The sequence below is a fragment of the Arthrobacter sp. 01N444 genome (genome assembly GCF_056399305.1).
On record NZ_JBFTRB010000015.1, the window covers coordinates 78,621 to 99,738 of the forward strand.

Genomic DNA, 21,118 nt, shown 5'->3' on the forward strand with positions numbered 1-21,118 from the left:
GTAGTCCTTGCAGTGAGATGGCTTGCGGACCCGCTCCGAACGCGCGGCGGGGCGCATCCGGAACGGGCGGTGGGAGCAGTGCGTCAGTGGGCGGCCGGAACAATCGCGGGCTTCTCCGTGCCGCGCTTGAGCAGCAGGGACAGCAGCGCGCCGATGACGCACATGCCCACGATGAACCACAGGCCGGAGAGCTTGGAGCCGGTGGCGTCCTGCATGAAGCCCATGACGTAGGGGCCCAGGAAGCCGCCGCAGAGGCCGATGGTGTTGACGAAGGCGATGCCGCCGGCGAGGGCGGCGCCGCTGAGCCGGGTGGCCGGGTAGGTGAAGAGAATCGGCTGCAGGGCGAAGAAATTGAAGGCGGCGAGGCAGAAGCCGATCATGCCCAGCAGCGGCCCGCCGACGGCGCCGAGGGCGAAGCCGGCGACGATGCCGGTCATGGTGCCGGTGACCAGCATCCGGGAGCGGCGGCCGTCGGTGGCGAAGCGGGGGACCAGCAGGGCGCCCGCCGCGGAGAAGATCCACGGGATGGCCGTCAGCAGGCCGATCTGCAGCGGGCTGAGCTTGCCGTACGTGCCGATGATGGAGGGCAGGAAGTAGGACAGGGCGTAGACGGCGATCTGGTGGGTGAAGTAGACGCCGACAACGAGGAGGATCTGCTTGTCCTTCAGGACATCGCGGAGCAGGTGGTTGCCGGAGGCCGCGGCGCCGGCGGTCTCCTCGGCGGCGATGCGGGCCTCGAGATCGGCGGCTTCCTCGGCGGTGAGGAACGTCGCCATGCTGGGGCGGTCCGGGAGCTTCTTCCAGACGACGTAGGCGAGGACGCAGGCCGGGAGTCCTTCGACGAGGAACATCCACTGCCAGCCGTGCAGGCCGCCGAGCCCATCAAAGGTCAGCAGCAGCCCGCCCAGCGGGGCCCCGAGAATGTTGGCGATGGAGACGCCGAGCAGGAACATTCCGTTGGCCTTGGCGCGGTCCTTGACCACGAACCACTGCGTCAGGAAGTACATGACGCCCGGGAAGAGTCCGGCCTCGGCCACGCCGAGCAGCATCCGCATGATGTAGAAGGACCATTCGCCCTGGACGAAGGCCATGCCGGCGGAGATGATGCCCCAGGTGATCATGATCCGCATGATCCAGAACCGGGCGCCGACCTTGTGCATGATCAGGTTGGACGGGATTTCGGACAAGGCGTAGGTCAGGAAGAACAGCCCGGCGCCGATGCCGTACGCGGTGGCCGAGATGCCGAGGTCGATCTCCAGCCGGTCCTTGGCCATACCGATGTTGGTGCGGTCCAGGAAGGCCATGATGTAGGCGCCGATCAGCAGCGGCATGACGCGGCGTAAGATCACGCCGTTGATTTCCTGTGGCGTGCGCATCTTCTTTGTTGCGGATACAACTGACATGGGTCGGGGTCCTTGGCTCGTGGGCGGGATAGGTGGTCAGAGCGGGCATGCGGAAAGGGCAAACGGGAGGCAGACGGCCGCGGCAGTGCGCGCGGCGCGTGGTTCGTCAGGGTCGCGGGAATGGGTAGGGCTGGCCGCGGACGGGCCGGCCCGCGTGTAGCGCGGCCTCAGCTGTCAGGAGGCGTGCAGCCGCACGTCCGCCCGACGTGCAGGCGGTGCCGGCACACTTTCGAGGTATAGGTGGCGGACGGGGAATCGATGCGTTTGAGCAGCATGGCGAACGCCTCGTTGGCCATTTCCTGCTGCGGTTGGACAATGCTGGTCAGGTTGATCAGCCCGGAGCGGCTGTGCGGCAGCCCGTCACAGCCGGCGACGGCGACGTCGTCCGGGATGCGCAGGCCGCGCGACAACGCGTATTCCATGACGCCGATGGCAAGCTCGTCGCTGCCGCAGACCACGGCCTGCGGCGGCGTTCCGGCCGAGAAGAGCCGCTCCGCCGCCAGCCGGCCGCCCTCGTTGTTCACCCTGGTGCTGATCTTCCGGTCGCCGCTGATCGTGATGCCCGCCGCGGCGGCTGTGCGGACAAACGCCTGTTCGCGGGCCAGGGAGGCCGTTGAGAACCGGGGGCCGATCACGGTGGCGATTTCGGTGAAGCCGTGGCTGAGCATGTGCTGCATCAGCGTGGTGGCTGCGGCGTCGTCGTCGATCCCGACGAAATCCGAGTCGAGGAAGTCCGCCCGGCGGGACAGGCACACGTAGGGGATGCGGGCCGCCCTCAGCGTGCGGAGCGCGGTGGCGTCGTCCCGGAGCGAGGCGGCCAGGATGATGCCATCGACGTTGCGGTGCGCGAGCGTCGAGGTGACCTGGGCGAGCACCTCCGGATCGTCCTGGGTGGTGGCGACGAACACTTCGTAGCCGGACTCCGCCGCGGCCGTAATGACGCCCTGCGCCCAGCGCGGAAACATCGGATTGATGATGTTCGGCAGGATCAGCCCGATTACCCGGGTCCGCTGCGGGTCGGTTGACTGCGACGGCTTACGGGGCCTGAAGCCGAGCTCGTTCGCCACGTGGATGATGTGGCGTCGGGTCTCGGGCGAGACGCCGCCCTTGCCGTTGAGGACGTAGGAAACCGCAGCCGAGGAAACCCCTGCGGCGCGGGCCACGGCAGCGGCCGAAACCGGCGGAACGGGGCCGTCGACGGTGGCGCTTACGGCGTGTTCGTGCATGTCCGGCCCTCCTTCGCGTCGGTTCGTTTTGCTGTGACCCCAGTTACAGTAAGGAGCCCGCCGATCGTTAAGCAACGTTAAGTCATTCACGCGGGCCGTGCAGGCAGACTGCTGATGGACATGCTCATTGTTGGAGCCCGGGCCGAGGGGGCATGCTCATTGTTTTTGCCCGGGCCGGGGGACACGTCCATTGTTTGTGCCCGGGCCGGGGGGGGCATGCTCATTGTTCGCGCCCGGGTCGAGGGGGCACGTTCATTGTTCGCGCCCGGGCCGGGGGGACATGTCCAGCCGTGGGCCCGGGCGCTGGGCATAGTGGCACTATGTCCACTCTTCGGGCGCGGGGGAGGGCATGTCCCGCGGCGGGGTGCCCAGGGGAGGGCATGTCCCTCGGCCGGGGTGCGCGGCAGGGGTGCGCGGCCGCGGGGCGCACGGTGGCCGCGGGCGGTCGGCCCTAGACAGGCGTTTCGCTGTCGGCAAACATGGAGCCAGCCGCCCTCTTATCAAAGTTGAGCGATGTAGACTCAACTTTGATATCAGAACCTTTCCGGAAGGAGCCCTCGTTGGACGCCAAATTCACCACCAAGAGCCAGGAGGCCCTCGCTGCGGCCGCCATGAACGCCTCGACCGCAGGCAACCCGCAGCTCGAGCCCGCTCACTTGCTCAAGGCCCTCATGGACCAGCGGGAGGGCGTCGCCGTCGCGCTGCTCCGCGCCACCGGCGCCGACCCGGACGCCGTCAGTGTCCAGGCGAGCACCGCCATCAAGGCCCTTCCGTCGACCTCCGGGAGCAGCGTGCAGCAGGCGCAGTTGTCCCGGGCAGGGCTGCAGGCGATCAAGAATGCCCAGAACGAGGCCGAGCGGCTCGGGGACGCCTTCGTTTCCACCGAACACCTGCTGCTGGGCCTTGCCGCCGGGAGCGACGGCGTCGGGAAGCTCCTGCGCGAGGCCGGAGCCTCCCACGAGGCACTGCTGGCCGCCCTCCCGGGCGTCCGCGGCGACCGCAAAGTGGACAACGCGGACCCGGAGAACTCGTTCCAGGCGCTGGAGAAGTACGGCACGGACCTCACTGCGGTCGCCCGCTCGGGCAAGCTGGACCCTGTGATTGGCCGTGATGCCGAGATCCGGCGGATCATCCAGGTCCTGAGCCGCCGCACCAAGAACAACCCCGTCATCATCGGCGAGCCCGGCGTCGGCAAGACCGCCGTCGTCGAGGGGCTCGCCCAGCGGATCGTGGAAGGCGACGTGCCCGAAAGCCTGCGCGGCAAGACGCTGATCGCCCTGGACCTCGCCTCGATGGTGGCCGGGGCAAAGTACCGCGGCGAATTCGAGGAGCGGCTCAAGGCTGTCCTGGAGGAAATCAAGAACTCTGAGGGGCAGATCGTCACGTTCATCGACGAACTCCACACGGTGGTGGGTGCCGGCGCCACCGGGGACAGCTCCATGGATGCCGGCAACATGCTCAAGCCGATGCTGGCCCGCGGTGAGTTGCGCCTCATCGGTGCGACCACGCTGGACGAGTACCGCGAGAACATCGAAAAGGACCCCGCCCTGGAGCGCCGGTTCCAGCAGGTCTACGTGGGCGAGCCCAGCGTGGAGGACACCATCGGCATTCTGCGCGGCCTCAAGGAACGCTACGAGGCCCACCACAAGGTCTCCATCTCCGATTCCGCCCTCGTGGCGGCCGCGACGCTCTCCAACCGGTATATCTCCGGCCGGCAGCTGCCGGACAAGGCGATCGACCTCGTGGACGAGGCCGCGTCCCGGCTGCGCATGGAAATCGATTCCGCCCCGGAGGAGATCGACCAGCTGCGCCGCCAGGTGGACCGACTGACCATGGAGGAACTGGCCCTGGCCAGCGAGACCGATCCCGCCTCGGTGGAACGGCTCGCGGCCCTGCGGGCGGACATGGCGGACAAGAAGGAGGAACTCGCGGGCCTGAACGCCCGGTGGGAAGCCGAGAAGGCGGGGCTGAACCGGGTGGGCGACCTGCGGGCCAAGCTTGACGAGCTCCGCTCCGCCGCGGACAAGGCCCAGCGCGAGGGGGACCTGGAGACCGCATCCAGGATCCTCTACGGCGAGATCCCCGCCCTGGAACGGGAACTGAACGCCGCCGCCGAGGCCGAAGCGGCCGTGCCGGACAAGTCCGGGCAGATGGTGGCCGACCAGGTTACCGCCGACGACATCGCCGAGGTGATTTCGGCCTGGACCGGCATCCCCGCGGGGCGCATGCTCCAGGGCGAGAGCCAGAAGCTGCTGAACATGGAGCACGTGCTGGGCGAGCGGCTGATCGGCCAGAAGCAGGCCGTCGCCGCGGTCTCCGACGCGGTGCGCCGCGCCCGCGCCGGGATCAGCGACCCCAACCGGCCCACCGGCTCGTTCCTGTTCCTCGGCCCCACCGGCGTCGGCAAGACCGAACTCGCCAAGTCCCTCGCGGACTTCCTGTTCGACGACGAGCGCGCGATGGTGCGGATCGACATGTCCGAATATTCGGAGAAGCACTCCGTGGCCCGGCTCGTCGGGGCGCCTCCCGGGTACGTCGGCTATGAGGAGGGCGGCCAGCTTACCGAGGCCGTGCGGCGGCGCCCGTACTCCGTGCTGCTGCTCGACGAAGTGGAAAAGGCCCACCCGGAGGTCTTCGACATCCTCCTGCAGGTGCTCGACGACGGCCGGCTCACCGACGGGCAGGGCCGCACCGTGGACTTCCGCAACGTGATCCTGGTGCTCACCTCGAACCTGGGCAGCCAGTTCCTCGTGGACCCCAACCTCGACGCCGCGGCTAAGAAGAACGCCGTCATGGCCACGGTCAACGCTTCTTTCAAGCCGGAGTTCCTCAACCGGCTCGATGAAGTGGTGCTGTTCGATCCGCTGAGCGTGGAGGAGCTCTCCCGGATCGTGGAACTGCAGGTCAAGGAGCTGGGCGAGCGGCTCAAGGGCCGCCGGCTGAACCTCGAAGTTACCGAGGGTGCCCGCGCCTGGCTGGCCGTGTCCGGCTTCGATCCCGCGTACGGCGCGCGGCCGCTGCGCCGCCTGGTGCAGCGCGAGATCGGCGACCGGCTGGCAAAGGCCATCCTGGCCGGCGAAATCGCCGACGGCGACACCGTCCTGGTGGACACCGCGCCGGACCTGATGGAACTCACCATGGGCGGGCTGGGGGACAGGGAGCTGACCAGCGGCGGCGCGGCCACGGGCACCGGGCTCTCGGTCCGGCGCAAGGAGTAGGCGCCGCCGGGCAAGCCTAGGGCAGCAGGGACTCCTTGATGACGTTTCCGCCGTTCGTCGCGGCGTAGCAGTCGACCCGCCGGTCGCCCATCTCCCAGCTGCGCGGGCTCGGGTAGGCCAGCTTGTAGCTCAGGTCGTAGTCGCCGGCCTTTGCCGTGAGCGGAGCCGCCTTGCAGGCATCGCGTGCCTTCTGCTTGAGCTGGTCCCGGCCGGGGTACGAGTCATCTGGCCCGTATTTTTCCACGGCGACCAGCTGCGCCGAGTGGCCGGTCGCGCAGTCCACGACGGTGGACTGCTGCGCATCCGGGTCGAAGTCCTTGAAGCAGTCCCGCAGCTGGAAGTCCAGGGGGCTGACGCCCTCCAGCGGCAACGCCCCGCGGCTGGCGGGGGCGGACGCCGACGAAGCGGCGGGGGCCGGGCTGTCGTTTTCCGCGGAGGCCTGGCCGCTGCCGGCAAATGCGGCCACAGCCCACCAGACCAGAACCGCAAGCACCACCAGGGCGGCCACGGCCGCGCCGAGCCGCTTTGGCCCCTGCCGGCGGATCCGGCGGACCAGGGGGCGTGCCCGCCGTGAGAGAGCCTTCTTGGTGCGTGAGAGCGCTTTCCTGGCGCCGGCGAACGCGGTGCCGGCAAGGGCCGGGCGCGCGGGTTTCGCCGCTGCGGGTGCCGCCGCAGGATTCGTGGGCCGCGCACGGTCGGCTGTAATGACGGGCAGGGCGGACGTCGGCGGCCTCGAGGGCGGCGGCGGGATGGCCCCGGCGTCGTTCCTTGGATTCTCTTCGGTCACTGAGAAATTCACCACTTCCGTGCGTCTTTGCCGGGGCTGGAGGCCCGGCGTAGCGGCCCTTTTCTGGGCGCACATCACGAAACTCTATCGAAGATGCGCGGCACCGCGCATGCGCCGGTGGCTCCGGCCACCGTTGCGGGAGGCGCCACACTGTCCACAGGGGGCGGCCCGGCGAGCAGTTGGCGCCGAAAGCATGTAATCTAGGTGTACGACAAATTGACCAAACATTCCGGGGCCTCACCTATCGCCAAATGGTGACCACCTCCGGTCCAAGTACAAAAGGGGGTCACGCCATGGGGCGCGGCCGTCAAAAGGCAAAAGCTACCAAGCAGGCTCGGGACATCAAGTACTACTCCCCGAACACTGACTATTCGGCCCTCCAGCGCGAGCTCACGGGCCCGGGAAGTCGTGCCACGAGCCACTTCGCGGATGACCCGGTTGAACCGGATTATTCAGCGTATGTGGATAAGTACGCGGACGATGTGGAAGACGACGACGACGAGGTTGATTCCCGTCGTATAGGTTAGTCGACGCTTCCTTCCGGCAGTTTTCTCCGGGGGATCCATCCGGCACCGCGGTGCCAGCCAAAGATTTTCAGGCCGCCGGCCACACCTGTAACAGGCGTGGCCGGCGGCCTTTCTTGTGCCCGCAGCCTTCCGTATCCGGGCGGCCGGCTGGCCCGCGCTTCGCCGCGGATGAGCCGGCGCAGTTGTCACCGGCGGGGCACCGGGCTAGGTTGTTCGTGCCGGATTTTCCCGGACGCCACACCGATGCCCCGGAAGGACTGCCATGACCATGCGCAAAGGATTCGCCGAGGGCGAGCTCTGCTGGACAGACCTCCAGACCCCCGACGTGGAGACAGCGAAGGTCTTTTACACGGAGGTTTTCGGCTGGCGGTACGAAGACCTGCCCACTCCCGACGGACGCAGCTACGCGAAAGCCTTCCTGGGCGACGACCTGGTTACCGTGCTCGCTCCGCAGAACGCCCGGCAGGAAGCCGCGGCCGAACCGGGCCGGTGGAACGTGTATTTCGCGGTCGACGACGCCCGGGACCTGGCCGCCGAACTGGCGCATTCCCCCGGGCACCTTGAATTCGGCCCCGAGGAGATCGGTGACACCGGCGTCATCGTCTTCTTCGCCCCGCCCGGCGGCGGAACCACCGGGGCCTGGCAGGCCGGCAGCCACATCGGAGCCGGCCGGAGCCAGGAGGCGGGCACCTTGGCCTGGGCTGAACTGCTCACGCCGGAACCGCAGGCCGCCGTCGGCTTCTTCCAGCAGCTCTTCGGGCACGACGTCACCGAATACCCCCAGGACGACGGCGGCACCTACACCACGCTCATGGTGGGCGGTGCCGAGGTGGCCGGCATCGCCCGGGTTCCCGGCGACGCGCAGGACACCCTCGAGCCGGGGTGGCAGGTCTACTTCGGCGTCTCCAACGTCGCAGTGGCGGTGCAGGCTGCGGTGGCCGCGGGCGGCGTCGTGCTGATCGAACCGGATGAGATCGAGGAAGCCGGCACCATCGCCACCCTCAGAGATCCGCAGGGCGGCGTCTTCAGCCTGCTGGAGGTTTAGGGCCGCGGCTTAATCGGTTCGAGTGCTTCCCACCGGCCCCCTCGCCTCGCAAGCTCGGCCAGGGAACCCTGCCGGCGTGGGCCCAGCTGCCGTTTTGAGACCTCAAAACGGCTGGGGAGCACTCGACGTGGGTCGGGCCTGTTTAGGCGTAGGCGTTGACCAGCCGGACGGCGCCGCCGTCGACGCCCTTGGCGCCCTGGACGTAATCCGGGCCGGTCTTGAGGACCGCATCCGAGTTCTGCTCGACGGTGCCCATGATCCAGGACGGCAGGCCGCGGTCGTTGAGCCGGTTCACGGCCGCGTCGGCCGCTTCCGGCGAAACAATGGCGACCATGCCCACGCCCAGGTTCAGGGTGCGCTCGAGGTCGGCCAGCGGGACGTTGCCGAGCTCGGAAACCAGCTTGAAGATGGCCGGGAGCTCCCAGGTGGAGCGGTCGACGGTGGCCAGCAAGCCCTGCGGGAGGACGCGGGCGAGGTTGGCTGCGAGGCCGCCGCCGGTCACGTGGCTGAAGCCGTGGACGGCCTTGCCGCCCGCGGAGCCGTTCACCGGGAAGGTGCGGGCGAGGTCCAGGCAGTCCGCGGCGTAGACGCGGGTGGGCTCGAGGAGCTCCTCGCCCAGGGTGCGGCCTAGCTCGGAGACCTGGCGGTCCAGGGCCCAGCCGGCGTGGTTGATGACGCGGCGGACCAGCGAGTAGCCGTTGGAGTGCAGGCCGGAGGAGGCCATGCCGATCACCACGTCGCCGGCGCGGACGCGGTCCGGGCCGAGCAGCTGGTCGGCCTCGACAACGCCGGTGGCGGCACCGGCGACGTCGTACTCGTGTTCCCCGAGCAGGCCGGGGTGTTCGGCGGTTTCGCCGCCCACCAGGGCGGTGCCGGCGACCGAGCAGGCGGCCGCGATGCCGCGGACGATGTCGGCGATGCGCTCCGGGACCACCTTGCCGCAGGCGATGTAGTCGGTCATGTACAGCGGCTCGGCGCCCACGACGACGATGTCGTCCACCACCATGCCGACGAGGTCGTAGCCGATGGTGTCGTGGATGTCCATGGCCTGAGCGATTGCCACTTTGGTGCCGACGCCGTCGGTGGAGGTGGCCAGCAGCGGGCGCCTGTAGGTAAGCAGCCGGGAGACGTCGTAGAGGCCAGCGAACCCGCCGACGCCGCCGATCACCGAGGCGTTGTGGGTGGCCTTGACGGCGTCCTTCATGAGTTCGACGGCGCGGTCTCCCGCTTCGACGTCGACGCCGGCGGAGGCGTAGGTGATGCCGGCGTTCTGTGCGGCGTTCATGTCAGCGGCCGGGGAGGCGGAAGTCATACTGGCTCTTTCTTGTCGGCTGTGGTGACGCGGTCGGCATCGGTGAGCAGTTCTTCGAATTCGGAGTCCGGCCCCGGATCGCAGCCGGTGGCGCCGGCCTTCTCGGCCGGATCGTCGGCGATGGAGGTGCCGGGTTCGGCGTCGGAGGCGGCACCGGAGGGCGCCGCGGCGGAATCAGCCGCGCCGGCGGCGGTTGGGAGGCCGCCGAGGTCGGTGCGCTCGAGCAGGTTCTTGCCGAGCTTGTCAGCGCCGGGCAGCTCAATCGGGTACTTGCCGGTGAAGCAGGCGGTGCAGAGACGCTCGCGCGGCTGGCGGGTGGCGTCGATCATGCCGTCTTCGGAAATGTATGCGAGCGAGTCGGCGCCGATGGCCTGGGTGATCTCGTCGATGGTGGCGCCGTTGGCGATCAGTTCCGCCCGGGAGGCGAAGTCGATGCCGTAGAAGCAGGGCCACTTGACCGGCGGGGAGGAAATCTTGATGTGGACGCTTGCGGCGCCCGCCTCCCGGAGCATCCGCACGATGGCGCGCTGGGTGTTTCCGCGGACGATCGAGTCGTCCACCACCACGACACGCTTGCCGCGGATCACGGATTCGAGGGCGTTGAGCTTGAGCCGGATGCCGAGCTGGCGCAGCGTCTGCGAGGGCTGGATGAACGTGCGGCCCACGTAGGAGTTCTTGACGAAGCCGTGCGCGAAGGGGATGCCGGATTCTTCGGCGTAGCCCACCGCCGCGGGGGTGCCGGATTCGGGCACGGGAATGACGATGTCCGCTTCCTGGGTGTTTTCGCGGGCCAGCTGGCGGCCCATTTCGACGCGGGATTCGTACACCGAGCGGCCCGCAATGGAGGCGTCCGGGCGGGCGAGGTAGACGTATTCGAAAACGCAGCCGGCCGGCGTCGCCTCGGCGAAGCGCTGCGAGCGGACGCCGTCCTCGTCGATCGCGATGAATTCGCCGGGTTCGATTTCGCGGATGAAGCTGGCGCCGACGGTGGCGAGGGCGGACTGCTCGGAGGCAACCACCCAGCCGCGTTCAAGCCGGCCCAGGCACAGCGGGCGGATCCCGTAGGTGTCGCGGGCCGCGTAGAGGGTGCCCTCATCCATGAAGACGAAGCAGAAACCGCCCTTGATCATGGGCAGCAGCTCCATGGCCGTCTGCTCCAGGGACTTGCCCTCTTCGCCCTCCAGGAGCGCGGTCACCAGCGCGGTGTCGGAGGTGTTGCCCTGCTTCATCTCGCCGCTGAGGTTTCCGCCGTTGCGGTCCTCGATCATCGCCTTGAGCTCGGCCGTGTTGGTCAGGTTGCCGTTGTGGGCCAGGGCCACGGTGCCCGTGGACGTCGCGCCCAAGGTGGGCTGGGCGTTGGCCCAGTGGCTCGCACCGGTAGTGGAATAGCGGCAGTGGCCGACGGCCAGGTGCCCGGTCAGGGTGTTCAGCGTGGTCTCGTCGAAGACCTGGGAAACGAGGCCCATGTCCTTGTAGACGTTGATCCGCTTGCCGTCGCTGGTTGCTATGCCAGCCGACTCCTGACCGCGGTGCTGCAGTGCATACAGCCCGTAGTAGGTGAGTTTTGCTACTTCTTCACCGGGTGCCCAGACCCCGAAGACGCCGCATGCGTCCTGAGGGCCTTTTTCGCCTGGGAGAAGATCATGAGAAAGTTTTCCATCGCCGCGTGCCACTGGTCGATTATCTCACGATGTGCGCTAAGACTTTTCCGGCGGCCGGTTTATGACCTGACGCCCTTCAGCGGAGGTTCCCGTCGCGGCCCTCGTCGTCGTCGGCGTCCGGTGCGGATTCGACGACGGCGTGCTCGGCGCGGCGGACGCTCCGCCGGTCCAGGACCAGGGCGATCGCGGCACCCACGATCACGCCGCCGGCCGCGCAGAGGACCATGAAGAAGCCGAAGACCGAGGAGCGGTCGAAGCTCGGGTCACCGGGCAGGGCGTAGGCGATGATGGCCGCGACGGCCACGCCCAGGAGCCCGCCCAGGATCAGGAAGGGCACATATTTCGGGGCCCGGCGGACGGTGACCTCACGGCGCTCCGGAACGCCGCCCTGAACGTTCCCCTGTGCCGGTTCCCGCTGGGGGTCGTTGCCTGCTGTGCCGGGGGTTTCGTGGGGAGACATGCCCTTAAGCCTACTGCCCTTCGACTCATTGCCGCGGACCGCATCCCAGAGCAGACTAGGGCTAGGTACAGACGAGCTAAGGATCCGCCATGTTAGCCTCAGCCGACCGTGTTCGTGAGGAGCAGCGCTTGCTCTGGGATGAGTTCTCGGCGGGCTGGAAGAAATGGGACGCGGAACTGCTCGGCTGGCAGGCCCCGTTCGGCGACGCCCTCCGCCAGGAGCTCCGGCTCCGCCCCGACTCAGCGGTGCTGGACGTCGCGGCAGGCACGGGGGAGCCCGGCCTCAACGTGGCCGCGCAGGTGCCGGAAGGCCGTGTGGTCCTGACTGACATTTCGGCCGGGATGCTCCGGGTGGCCGAAGAGAAGGCATCGGCCCGGCGCCTGAACAACCTGGACTTTCAAGTGTGCGATTCGGCCGCCCTGCCGTTCCGCAACAACACGTTCGACGCCGTGTACAGCCACTTCGGCTTGATGTTCTTCCCGGTGATGTCCGCGGCCATGGCAGAGATGGCGCGCACCGCGAGGCCGGGCGCCCGGGTGGGCGCCGTCGTCTGGGGACGCGCGGCGGCAAACCCCTGGGCCAGCCTGATCCTGGGCACAATTGCCCGGCACCGGGAACTGCCCATTCCGCCCGCCGAGACTCCCGGGCTGTTCCGCTGCGCACCCACTGGGTTCATGACCCGGATGTTCAAGGAGGCCGGGCTCGCCGAGGTGGCCGAGCATCAGGTCAGCACCGACCTGGTGCACGAATCCCCGGAGAGCTACTGGGAGTTCATGACCGACATCGCGACCACCGTGGCGATGGGCCTGGCCAAGGCGGACGCGGAGTCGCGGGCCCTGATCCGCTCGGATGTGTTCGCTCTGCTGGGCCGCTACGAGCACGACGGCGCGATCCGGCTCCGGTCCACCGCCACCGTGGTGGCGGGGACCAAGGTGTAGCCGGCTGGCGTCCCGGGCCCGTTTTCGCGGCGTTTTCGGACAGGGGCTGCGGTTTCGGACGGGCGCGCCGGGGATCCGCGCTGCACGGGTCCGATTTCGTAGCGAATTCCCGGGACAGTGGCGGGATGATCAGCGCCCACAGGCTGGGAGCGGCTGCCGGGGAACGCCGGCGTCCGCCAGGAATGCGGAGAATGTTCCGGGATTGGCCAGCTCCGACCACGTCCAACGGATCACCCGGCGGCCGGTGGCACGAATCCGGTCCTCCCGGCGTTTCTCGTCGGTGAGGGCCTCGGCTGGGGTCCGGCCCCGGAGGTACTCCGCGTTGCGGTACTTCACGAGGCCGTCGAACTCTCCGCAAAGCTGATCATCGGGCCAGTCAAAGTCAGTGAACGCCACCAGCCCCCGGGCATCACGAACTTCGACCTAGAGGAGCGGGATCCGGAAGCCGAGCCGGTACATCAGAGCGCGGCTCACCGATTCTCCAGGGGAGCCGGATGCAGGATCAGCAAACTGCAGGGCGGTCCGGATCCGCCGGGCCGCGGCTGCCGTGTAGTTGCCGCCAATGCCGGCGTCGAGTTCCCCGCGGCTGAGCGGTGCCAGGTTGCCAGGCCGCGGCCCCAGGACATGGTCGAATACTGCGACGCCCTGCTCAAACGATTCGAAGGCGGCCAGGTCCAGTGCTGTCCGGACACGGTCTGTGACCAGGAGCCCGTGACGTTCCTCGATCTGCACCGAGCCCAAATCGACCAGATGCCGGCGGACCCCGGCGCGCGAGCGCCCGCCGCTGCCGTCGGACGTGCAGGCATGCACCAGATGGCTGTGGCCCAGAACCGGCATGTCCCACAGCACAGCGGAGGACTGGCGGCAGAAGACGGTCCGGCTCCGCAATGTGGAAGCAGCCGCCCGGATGAGGACCCGATTCCTGTCCCACGGCGGCAGCGCCTCCCACTCGTGGGCCCGGACGTACACGCCCTGCCTTATGCGCCGGAGCTGCCCGGCTTTCGCCTGCCGTGCAAGGCCCCGTGCGTCCTGGCCGAGGCGCGCGAGGTCGCTGCTGAGAATCAGTCGGGGTAGGTCCATGCCCCGATGGTGGCCCGCGCTGCGGGGCCGGACAACCACCTGCGGGGCGGATGTGGAAAACTACTCCGCTGCGGCTTCGGACCGGCGCGCAGCTATGGGAACCGCGCGCCGCGGATCCGTGCTGCATCTGTCCGATTCCGCCGCGGTGGTCCGAATCCGCCCCGAGAACGCCGCGAGAACGCCGTGGAGCGGTGCGTCGTCAGACGCCCAGCGCTTCCTTCAGCGACGCCACGTGGCCCTGGGCCTTGACCTGGTACTGCGCCAGTTTGACCTTGCCCTCGGGGTCCAGCACCACGGTGGAGCGGACGATGCCCTCCGTGACCTCGCCGTGGACCAGCTTCTCGCCCCACGCGCCGTAGGCGAGGGCCACGGCGTGGTCCTCGTCGGCCAGGAGCGGGAAGGTCAGGGCGAAGTCGCCGGTGAAATGGGCCAGGGCATCGGGGGCGTCGGGGGAGATGCCCAGGACCTCGTAGCCGGAGCCCTGCAGGGACGCGAGGTTGTCGCGGAAATCGCACGCCTCGGTGGTGCAGCCGGGGGTTGCCGCCTGCGGGTAGAAGTACACAATGACGTTCTTGCCGCGGTAGTCGGCCAGGGCAACCGGCTTGCCTTCGGCGTCAGGCAGGGTGAAATCCGGGGCCGGGGTGCCCGGCTGAAGCTTGACGGTCATGTTTGCGCTCATGATGATCCTTCGGGGGTGGACAACGGGTCTGTGATGCACAACATCGTGGACCGAGGCTGTATTCCGCCGCCTGGGTCTGGCAAGGACCCGTCCGGGGCGGCTTTGGCAGGCTTGGGGCCGACAGCTTTTTCATAGCTCCGGCATAGCTGCCGTAGCTAGATTGAAGTCATTATGGAACAGCGAAATCCACAGCAGCGACGATTTGGATTCGGGCGCACTTCCGGCCGCGGGCGCGTCGAGTGACCGTCCGGCCACGGGCCTTGATGGGTGCGGTCTGTGCAGCAGTGCTCGCGGTCGTCCTGGCCGCAGGTATCTATTCCTTTGCGCAAGCCCGCTTGACGGCGGCGAATCCCACGGCGGCGAATCCCACGACGACGTCGGCCGCGCCGTCTGCCGCGACGACGGCTGAGGCCGGTGCTTCGCCGTCAGCCAGTCTCAATCCGGCGGTCCCGGCGGTCCCGGCGTCGAGCGCGGTGGACGCTGCCCTGGACGCGCGCATCCAGGCCATTCTCGCTGCCAACAGCCAGTACCAGATCGGCGTGGCGCTGATCGGCCTCTCCCAGGGCGCCGGTACCGCGGACGTCCACGAATACGGTGTCCGGGAGAAATTCGTGGCCGCGAGCACAGCCAAAGTCCTGGCCGCGGCGGCCTACTACCACTTGGTCGAAACCGGGGCGGCCAGCCTCGATGACCCTTTGGGGAGCTACACCGCCGGCTTCCAGCTCCGGGAGATGATCCAGCAGAGCGACAACGACTCGTGGTCGCTGATCATGGATGCCGTGGGCCACGAGGAGCTGACGGAGTACGCGGCATCGCTGGGCGTGAGCTATGACCCGGAAATCAACACGCTGACACCGGCGGAAATGGCGACGATCCTGGCGGGGCTCTACTCCGGGACGCTCCTGAACGCCGGGGACACCGCCGAGCTGTTGTCCTATATGCAGGACACCAACTACGAAACGCTCATTCCCGCCGCCGTTCCGGAAGGGATCACGGTCTTCCACAAGTACGGGCTCCTGGGCGGTGAGCTGCACGACGCCGGCATCCTCGCCCGGGACGGCACCGCATACGCGCTGGTCATCTACACCAAGGGCCAGGACCTGAGCGACGTCCCGGAACGCACTGAAGTGATCCATCAGCTGACGCAGGCGGTGGCGGACGCCCTCTTCTAGGCCGTTTCCAGCCCGCGCACGTCCGGGTCCGCCCGCATGGCGTCCGAGCCCCTAGATGCCAAGCTCCTCCCGCAGCGCCCGCACGTGGCCCTGCGGACTGACGTGGTATTGCGCCAAGACCACGTTGCCATCGGGACCGACAACCACGGTGGACCGGACCGTGCCTTCGCGGACCTCGCCGTCCATCAGCTTCTCGCCCCAGGCGCCGTACGCGAGGGCCACAGCGTGGTCTTCGTCCGCGAGAAGGGGGAACGTGAGCGCATGTTCCGCGGCAAAGGCGGACAGGGCCTCCCGGGCGTCGGGTGAGATGCCAAGGACCTCGAAGCCTGCGCCGTGGAGGGCAGCGAGGCTGTCTCGGAAGTCGCAAGCCTCGGTGGTGCACCCGGGAGTGGCTGCGCGGGGGTAGAAGTAGATGATGACGCTTTTGCCGCGATAATCGGCCAGGGAGATCCGGCGGCCCGCAGCATCTGGCAGCGTGAACCCGGGTGCTGGATCTTCGCTGTGCAGCTTAGTGATGGCGTGCAGCTTGGTGGTGGCGGTGGATTGCATGCAGTTCCTTCGATCGAGGGTCGGGATGGTTGTGGCAGCGGAGCTCAGATGCTGTATTCCGCTGGTCCGCGGACCGTCGCCCGCGGACCGGGGACGAAGCGGTAGCCGCCGCTGCGGACAGTGACGACGGCGTGCCGGCAGCTCTTGAGTTTCCGGCGCAACCGGCCGACGTACACGTCGATGGACCGGGTTGCCGCGCCCGGGGTGTCGAACGCGTCGAGGCAAAGCTGCAGCTCCTGCCGGCTTACCGTGCGGGAGCAGTTCTGCACGAGACATCTCAGAAGCGTGAACTCCAGATCCGTCAGGGGCACCCGCTCTCCATCCAGCCTGGCGTCTCCGGCCGCGAGGTCGACGGCGAGCCGGCTGATGCTGCCGGGGACGGGCTCCAGGCCCGCCCCGCCGGTGTCCCCGGCGGGATCTGCTGTTCCCGCCGGGGTGCCGTCGTCTCCGGGGGACGGGACGACGGCGGATGTTGCGGCTCCGGCGGCGGGCCTAAAGTGGACTTCCGCCTCCGGGGCACATCTGAGGGCGCGGCCGAGCACGAGTTCGGCCGCGCGGGCCAGGCACACCGGGTCAACGTCGGAGTCGTCCGGCACCGTGACCCAGACCGCCAGTCCCTTCGCGGTGAGGCCGGCCTGCCGTGCCTGCCCGTTATTCCGGGCCAGTCCGTGAACGGCGGGTGGGGTGCCGGCCACGGCCGCCTGGCTCACACGCCGCCGCGGCGGATTAGCTTGCCGGCCGGGGTCCGGCCGTCGATCAGGGTGCCGCGGAGGTAGGTCTGCCGGACGACGCCGGAAAGCGCCTTGCCGTCATACGGGGTGATGGGGTTCTTGTGCTTGAGCTTGGAGACATCCACAACGAAAGCCTCGTCCGGGGCAAATACGGCGAGGTCGGCGTCGTATCCCGGCGCCAGTTGGCCTTTGTTGCCCAGGCCGGCGAGTTGGGCCGGCTTTGCCGCCATCCACGAGAGAACCTGCTCGAGCGGGATACCGCGGTGCCGGGCCTCGGTCCAGATCAGCGACAGGCCCAGCTGCAGCGAGGAGACGCCGCCCCAGGCCACGGCGAAGTCACCGTTTTCCAGGTCCTTCAGGTCCAGGGTGGACGGGGAGTGGTCCGAGACGATGCAGTCGATGGTGCCGTCCTGCAGGCCGGCCCACAGCAGTTCGCGGTTGGAGGCTTCGCGGATCGGCGGGCAGCACTTGTAGGCTGTGGCGCCGTTCGGGATTTCCTCGGCCGTCAGCGTCAGGTAGTGCGGGCACGTTTCCACGGTGAGGCGAACGCCGTCGCGCTTGGCGGTGGCGATCATGGGGAGCGCGTCGGAGGAGGAAAGGTGCAGGATGTGGGCGCGGGCTCCGGTCCAGCGGGCCCGTTCGATGACCTCGGCGACGGCCTTGTTCTCGGCCCCGCGCGGGCGGGAGGCCAGGAACGTGGAGTAGTGGTCGCCGCCGGGGTGGGGCGCGTGGTCGATCGCGTGGGAGTCCTCGGCGTGGACGATCATGAGCGAGTCGAAGGACTTGAGCTCGGCCATGTCCTGTTCCATTTCGTCCGCTTCCAAGTGCGGGAACTCGTCCACGCCGGAGTGCAGCAGGAAGCATTTGAAGCCGAAAACGCCCTCGTCGTGCAGCGGCCGCAGTTCGTTCTTGTTGCCCGGGACGGCTCCGCCCCAGAAGCCGACGTCCACGAACACCTGGTCCCCGGCCACCTCCCGCTTCAGTTTCAGGGCCTCCACGGTAGTGGTGGGCGGGATGCTGTTCAACGGCATGTCAATGATGGTGGTGACGCCGCCGGCCGCTGCCGCCCGGGTGGCGGACGCGAATCCCTCCCACTCGGTCCGGCCGGGCTCATTGACGTGCACGTGGGTGTCCACGAGGCCCGGCAGGAGGGTCTCGTCGTCGGCGAGTTCAATGACTTCACGGCCGGAGAGGCCTTTGCCCAGCGGCTCGATCGCGACAATCACGCCGCCGCGGATGCCGACTTCCCGGGCGGCGATGCCGGCGGTGGTCAGCACCCGCTGCCCGCGGAAGACGACGTCGTAGGTTTCTTCAGACACTGAGGGTCTCCTTTCCCGGAGCACTGTCCAGGGCGCGGGCGCCCTGCGCGGAGTGCGCCACGTTGGCCAATTGCTCGCCGAGTTGCCGTCCGAGGCGCTCCAGCAGCGCCGCGGCGTCGGCTATACATGTGTCTACATTGCTTTCCAGCTCCGTCAAAGCGTGGACTGCGAGGAACCCGGAACTGCTGATCTGCTCCGGGGTCAGGACGGACCGGCCGCACACCGCGACCACCGGAACCTTGGCGCGGCGCGCCGCCCGGGCAACGCCCACCGGAGTCTTGCCCAGCAGGGTCTGTTCGTCGAGGCTGCCTTCGCCGGTGATCACCAGATCCGCGCCGGCCAGCCGCTCGGCCAGCCCGGTGAATTCGAGGACGACGTCGATGCCGGGCCGGCGGGTCGCGGCCAGTACCGCGATGGCTGCGTAGCCCACGCCGCCGGCAGCCCCGGCACCCGGAGCGTCCGCAGCCTTCCGCGCCCGGGGCCCGATTTCGGCGCAGAGCACGTCCACAAAGCGGGCCAGGGCGGCGTCGAGGGCTGCTACGTCCTCGGGGTCGGCGCCCTTCTGCGGACCGAAGATCGCAGCGGCGCCTTGGGCACCAAGCAACGGGTTGTCGACGTCGCTGGCGAGTACGAAGCGTGCGCCGTCCAGGCGGGAATCGAAGCCGGAGAAGTCGATCCAGTCCAGCCGGGCCAGGGCCGCACCGCCGGGCGGAAGTTCGTTGCCGTCGGCGTCGAGGAGCTTGGCACCGAGTCCCTGCAGGACCCCGGCGCCGCCGTCGGTGTTGGCGCTGCCGCCGACGCCCAGGATGATCTGCCGGCACCCGGCGTCGAGCGCGGCCCGGATCAGTTCGCCGGTTCCCTTGCTGCTGGCGCCATTGGCGGAGGCGGAATCAGGGCGGCCGCCCCTGCCGCCGGGCAGGACGGCGAGGCCGGACGCGGCGGCCATCTCGATGACCGCCTCGCGTCCGCGGACCGCGAACTCCGCCCGGATCGGCGCGCCGGTGGGGCCGCTGACGACGGCGCTGCGGCGGGTGAAGCCGGAGCCGACGGCGGCATCGAGGGTGCCCTCGCCGCCGTCGGCCACGGGAATCCGCAGTACCTCCAGATTGCCACCGCAAGCCCTCTGCAGCCCTGCTTCGAGGTGCCGGGCGACGTCCGGGGCCGAGAGCGATCCCTTGAACTTGTCCGGCGCTATGACGACGCGCATCTCAGGCCTGCAGGGCCAGAATGGCGGTGGGGGCGTCCTCGGCGGTCTCGGCCAGGGCCTCGAACTCGTTGACGGCGTTGATTTCGGTGCCCATGGAGATGTTCGTGATCTTCTCCAGGATGACTTCCACCACCACCGGAACCCTGAACTCGCCCAGGAGCGCCTTGGCCTTGTCGAACGCGGCAGGCAGGTCCTCCGGGTTTTCCACCCGGATCGCCTTGCAGCCCAGGCCCTCGGCCACCTTAATGTGGTCCACGCCGTAGCCGCTTGCGGTTGCAGAGAGATCCGTGGAGTTGATGTTCTCGAACGCCAGGGACACGTTCTGTTCCATGTTGAAGCCGCGCTGGGACTGCCGGATCAGGCCGAGGTAGGAGTTGTTGACCACAACGTGGATGTACGGCAGGTTGAATTGTGCGCCCACGGCCAGTTCCTCGATCATGAACTGGAAGTCGTAGTCGCCGGAGAGGGCAACCACGGTCTGGTCCGGCTTGCCCCGGACCACGCCCAGCGCGGCGGGGGCGGTCCAGCCCAGCGGGCCTGCCTGTCCGGCGTTGATCCATTTGCGCGGGCCGAACACGTGCAGCATCTGGGCGCCGGCGATCTGCGACAGTCCGATGGTGGACACGTACGTGGTGTCCTTGCCGAATGCTTTGTTCATTTCCTCGTACACGCGCTGCGGCTTGATCGGCACGTTGTCGAAGTGGGTCTTGCGGTGCAGTGTGGCTTTGCGCCCGGAACATTCGTCAACCCAGGCGGTGTAGTCCGGCAGGGACCCGGCGTCCCGGCGTTCCCGGGCCAGCTCCAGCAGCCCATCCAGGGCGGCGCCGGCGTCGGAGGCGATGCCGAAGTCCGGGGAGAACACGCGGCCGATCTGGGTCGGCTCGATGTCGATGTGCACGAACGTGCGGCCGGCGGTGTAGGTGTCCAGGCCGCCGGTGTGGCGGTTGGCCCAGCGGTTGCCGATGCCGATCACGGAGTCGCTGCGCAGGAAGTTCTCGTTGCCGTACCGGTGGCTGGTCTGCAGGCCCACCATGCCGGCCATGAGTTCGTGGTCATCCGGGATCGCGCCCCAGCCCATCAGGGTGGGGATCACGGGGACGCCCAGCAGCTCGGCCAGTTCCACGAGCTGGGCCGAGGCTCCGGCATTGATGATGCCGCCGCCGGCCACGATGAGCGGGCGCTCGCCTGCGGTGAGCATGTCGAGTGCCTTTTCCAGTTGCTTCCGGCTGGCCCTGGGCTTCTCCGCGGGCAGGGGCTCATAGGTGTCGATATCGAATTCGATCTCGGCCATCTGCACGTCGATCGGCAGGTCCAGCAGGACCGGGCCCGGCCGGCCTGAGCGCATGAGCTGGAAAGCTTTCTGGAAGGCTCCGGGAACCTGGCCGGGTTCAAGGATGGTCATGGCCAACTTGGTGACCGGCTTGGCGATGGACTCGATGTCCACGGCCTGGAAGTCCTCCTTGTGCAGCTTGGCCACGGGTGCCTGGCCGGTGATGCAGAGCATCGGGATGGAATCGGCCCACGCCGCGTACAGGCCGGTGATCATGTCCGTGCCCGCGGGGCCCGAGGTGCCGATGCAGATGCCGATGTTGCCGTCCTTGGCCCGGCTGTAGCCGTCGGCCATGTGGCTGGCGCCTTCAACGTGGCGGGCCAGGGTGTGGCGGATGCCGCCGTGGGCCCTCATGGCCGAATAGAACGGGTTGATCGCCGCGCCTGGCAGGCCGAACGCCTCGGTGGCGCCCTCCTTTTCCAGGATGGCGACGGCTGCGTCTACAGTGCGCATCTTCGTCATGGTGTGCTCCTT

20 protein-coding genes are annotated in these 21,118 nt (G+C 68.4%); 5 read left to right on the forward strand and 15 right to left on the reverse strand.

From position 1 onward, the window contains the following. Positions 1 to 83: 83 nt before the first annotated feature. Together AC1DKN_RS15960 and AC1DKN_RS15965 are read right to left on the reverse strand one after the other, a co-directional pair. Complete coding sequence (locus tag AC1DKN_RS15960) at positions 84 to 1,403, reverse strand: MFS transporter (RefSeq protein WP_476871828.1); 1,320 nt, start codon at positions 1,401 to 1,403, stop codon at positions 84 to 86. A gap of 167 nt (positions 1,404 to 1,570) precedes the next feature. Beyond that, entirely contained in the window at positions 1,571 to 2,629 is a 1,059-nt protein-coding gene (locus AC1DKN_RS15965; RefSeq protein ID WP_230008957.1) for a LacI family DNA-binding transcriptional regulator, read from the reverse strand. A 560-nt stretch (positions 2,630 to 3,189) separates the two neighbouring features. On the opposite strand from AC1DKN_RS15965, the gene clpB reads away from it, so the two are divergent. Further along, positions 3,190 to 5,847 carry an ATP-dependent chaperone ClpB gene (gene clpB, locus AC1DKN_RS15970; protein ID WP_476871829.1) on the forward strand — a complete coding sequence of 886 codons (2,658 nt, stop codon included), beginning with the start codon at positions 3,190 to 3,192 and terminating at the stop codon, positions 5,845 to 5,847. A 16-nt stretch (positions 5,848 to 5,863) separates the two neighbouring features. On the opposite strand, the gene AC1DKN_RS15975 is transcribed toward clpB, so the two are convergent. Next, a complete protein-coding gene (locus tag AC1DKN_RS15975) occupies positions 5,864 to 6,634 on the reverse strand; it encodes a septum formation family protein (RefSeq protein ID WP_476871830.1) in 771 nt (256 codons plus the stop codon). A 293-nt stretch (positions 6,635 to 6,927) separates the two neighbouring features. Here AC1DKN_RS15975 and AC1DKN_RS15980 point away from each other — a divergent pair, with 293 nt between their 5' ends. Continuing rightward, positions 6,928 to 7,161: a DUF3073 domain-containing protein gene (locus AC1DKN_RS15980; protein WP_018774150.1), complete on the forward strand. Its 234-nt coding sequence runs from the start codon at positions 6,928 to 6,930 to the stop codon at positions 7,159 to 7,161. A gap of 262 nt (positions 7,162 to 7,423) precedes the next feature. Continuing rightward, the gene (locus AC1DKN_RS15985; protein WP_476871831.1) at positions 7,424 to 8,206 is read left to right on the forward strand and encodes a VOC family protein; all 783 of its coding nucleotides are present in this window, start codon (positions 7,424 to 7,426) and stop codon (positions 8,204 to 8,206) included. Positions 8,207 to 8,348: 142 nt separating this feature from the next. Here the strand turns inward: AC1DKN_RS15985 and purM are convergent, their stop codons facing one another. From purM to AC1DKN_RS16000, 3 genes are all read right to left on the reverse strand, one after another. Next, complete coding sequence (gene purM / locus AC1DKN_RS15990) at positions 8,349 to 9,518, reverse strand: phosphoribosylformylglycinamidine cyclo-ligase (RefSeq protein ID WP_223913416.1); 1,170 nt, start codon at positions 9,516 to 9,518, stop codon at positions 8,349 to 8,351. Beyond that, positions 9,515 to 11,191, reverse strand: a complete 1,677-nt coding sequence (gene purF, locus AC1DKN_RS15995) for an amidophosphoribosyltransferase (protein ID WP_476871832.1) — start codon at positions 11,189 to 11,191, stop codon at positions 9,515 to 9,517. The genes purM and purF overlap by 4 nt, the downstream gene beginning before the upstream one ends. 64 nt (positions 11,192 to 11,255) lie before the next feature. Next, a complete protein-coding gene (locus AC1DKN_RS16000; protein ID WP_476871833.1) occupies positions 11,256 to 11,639 on the reverse strand; it encodes a hypothetical protein in 384 nt (127 codons plus the stop codon). Between the two features lie 89 nt (positions 11,640 to 11,728). Here AC1DKN_RS16000 and AC1DKN_RS16005 point away from each other — a divergent pair, with 89 nt between their 5' ends. Further along, positions 11,729 to 12,577 (forward strand): class I SAM-dependent methyltransferase, encoded by an 849-nt coding sequence (locus AC1DKN_RS16005; RefSeq protein ID WP_243180654.1) that lies wholly within the window; start codon positions 11,729 to 11,731, stop codon positions 12,575 to 12,577. A 129-nt stretch (positions 12,578 to 12,706) separates the two neighbouring features. On the opposite strand, the gene AC1DKN_RS16010 is transcribed toward AC1DKN_RS16005, so the two are convergent. The 4 genes from AC1DKN_RS16010 to AC1DKN_RS16025 all read right to left on the reverse strand — a co-directional run bounded on the left by AC1DKN_RS16010 (position 12,707) and on the right by AC1DKN_RS16025 (position 14,835). Next, positions 12,707 to 12,973 (reverse strand): hypothetical protein, encoded by a 267-nt coding sequence (locus AC1DKN_RS16010; RefSeq protein WP_476871834.1) that lies wholly within the window; start codon positions 12,971 to 12,973, stop codon positions 12,707 to 12,709. A gap of 27 nt (positions 12,974 to 13,000) precedes the next feature. Beyond that, the gene (locus AC1DKN_RS16015) at positions 13,001 to 13,657 is read right to left on the reverse strand and encodes a hypothetical protein (protein WP_476871835.1); all 657 of its coding nucleotides are present in this window, start codon (positions 13,655 to 13,657) and stop codon (positions 13,001 to 13,003) included. 199 nt (positions 13,658 to 13,856) lie between these two features. Beyond that, positions 13,857 to 14,336 (reverse strand): thioredoxin-dependent thiol peroxidase, encoded by a 480-nt coding sequence (bcp, locus tag AC1DKN_RS16020; protein WP_223913421.1) that lies wholly within the window; start codon positions 14,334 to 14,336, stop codon positions 13,857 to 13,859. A 313-nt stretch (positions 14,337 to 14,649) separates the two neighbouring features. After that, positions 14,650 to 14,835, reverse strand: coding sequence for a hypothetical protein (locus AC1DKN_RS16025; RefSeq protein ID WP_476871836.1), 186 nt, complete (start codon positions 14,833 to 14,835; stop codon positions 14,650 to 14,652). On the opposite strand from AC1DKN_RS16025, the gene AC1DKN_RS16030 reads away from it, so the two are divergent. After that, on the forward strand, positions 14,810 to 15,508 hold the full coding sequence (locus AC1DKN_RS16030) for a serine hydrolase (protein WP_476871837.1): 699 nt from the start codon (positions 14,810 to 14,812) through the stop codon (positions 15,506 to 15,508). The two genes, AC1DKN_RS16025 and AC1DKN_RS16030, sit on opposite strands and share 26 nt — an antisense overlap. A 51-nt stretch (positions 15,509 to 15,559) precedes the next feature. Here the strand turns inward: AC1DKN_RS16030 and AC1DKN_RS16035 are convergent, their stop codons facing one another. The 5 genes from AC1DKN_RS16035 to gcl are packed head-to-tail and all read right to left on the reverse strand — an operon-like array spanning position 15,560 to position 21,106. Continuing rightward, on the reverse strand, positions 15,560 to 16,057 hold the full coding sequence (locus AC1DKN_RS16035; protein WP_476871838.1) for a peroxiredoxin: 498 nt from the start codon (positions 16,055 to 16,057) through the stop codon (positions 15,560 to 15,562). A 44-nt stretch (positions 16,058 to 16,101) separates the two neighbouring features. Then, positions 16,102 to 16,752: a winged helix-turn-helix domain-containing protein gene (locus tag AC1DKN_RS16040; protein ID WP_476871839.1), complete on the reverse strand. Its 651-nt coding sequence runs from the start codon at positions 16,750 to 16,752 to the stop codon at positions 16,102 to 16,104. A gap of 11 nt (positions 16,753 to 16,763) precedes the next feature. Next, positions 16,764 to 18,107 (reverse strand): allantoinase AllB, encoded by a 1,344-nt coding sequence (gene allB / locus AC1DKN_RS16045; RefSeq protein WP_476871840.1) that lies wholly within the window; start codon positions 18,105 to 18,107, stop codon positions 16,764 to 16,766. Next, the gene (locus AC1DKN_RS16050; protein WP_476871841.1) at positions 18,100 to 19,314 is read right to left on the reverse strand and encodes a glycerate kinase; all 1,215 of its coding nucleotides are present in this window, start codon (positions 19,312 to 19,314) and stop codon (positions 18,100 to 18,102) included. The genes allB and AC1DKN_RS16050 overlap by 8 nt, the downstream gene beginning before the upstream one ends. Position 19,315: 1 nt before the next feature. Further along, on the reverse strand, positions 19,316 to 21,106 hold the full coding sequence (gene gcl, locus AC1DKN_RS16055) for a glyoxylate carboligase (RefSeq protein ID WP_476871842.1): 1,791 nt from the start codon (positions 21,104 to 21,106) through the stop codon (positions 19,316 to 19,318). Positions 21,107 to 21,118: the final 12 nt, after the last annotated feature.

Bases quoted from the DNA above. Each gene is read 5' to 3' on its own strand.
- gcl (WP_476871842.1), bottom strand. From the start codon at position 21,106: ATGACGAAGATGCGCACTGTAGACGCAGCCGTCGCCATCCTGGAAAAG.
- AC1DKN_RS16005 (WP_243180654.1), top strand. From the start codon at position 11,729: ATGTTAGCCTCAGCCGACCGTGTTCGTGAGGAGCAGCGCTTGCTCTGG.
- AC1DKN_RS16025 (WP_476871836.1), bottom strand. From the start codon at position 14,835: ATGCGCGCGTCCAGGGCAGCGTCCACCGCGCTCGACGCCGGGACCGCC.
- AC1DKN_RS15960 (WP_476871828.1), bottom strand. From the start codon at position 1,403: ATGTCAGTTGTATCCGCAACAAAGAAGATGCGCACGCCACAGGAAATC.
- bcp (WP_223913421.1), bottom strand. From the start codon at position 14,336: ATGAGCGCAAACATGACCGTCAAGCTTCAGCCGGGCACCCCGGCCCCG.
- AC1DKN_RS16000 (WP_476871833.1), bottom strand. From the start codon at position 11,639: ATGTCTCCCCACGAAACCCCCGGCACAGCAGGCAACGACCCCCAGCGG.
- AC1DKN_RS16035 (WP_476871838.1), bottom strand. From the start codon at position 16,057: ATGCAATCCACCGCCACCACCAAGCTGCACGCCATCACTAAGCTGCAC.
- AC1DKN_RS16015 (WP_476871835.1), bottom strand. From the start codon at position 13,657: ATGGACCTACCCCGACTGATTCTCAGCAGCGACCTCGCGCGCCTCGGC.
- AC1DKN_RS15985 (WP_476871831.1), top strand. From the start codon at position 7,424: ATGACCATGCGCAAAGGATTCGCCGAGGGCGAGCTCTGCTGGACAGAC.
- purM (WP_223913416.1), bottom strand. From the start codon at position 9,518: ATGACTTCCGCCTCCCCGGCCGCTGACATGAACGCCGCACAGAACGCC.
- AC1DKN_RS16050 (WP_476871841.1), bottom strand. From the start codon at position 19,314: ATGCGCGTCGTCATAGCGCCGGACAAGTTCAAGGGATCGCTCTCGGCC.
- AC1DKN_RS15980 (WP_018774150.1), top strand. From the start codon at position 6,928: ATGGGGCGCGGCCGTCAAAAGGCAAAAGCTACCAAGCAGGCTCGGGAC.
- AC1DKN_RS15965 (WP_230008957.1), bottom strand. From the start codon at position 2,629: ATGCACGAACACGCCGTAAGCGCCACCGTCGACGGCCCCGTTCCGCCG.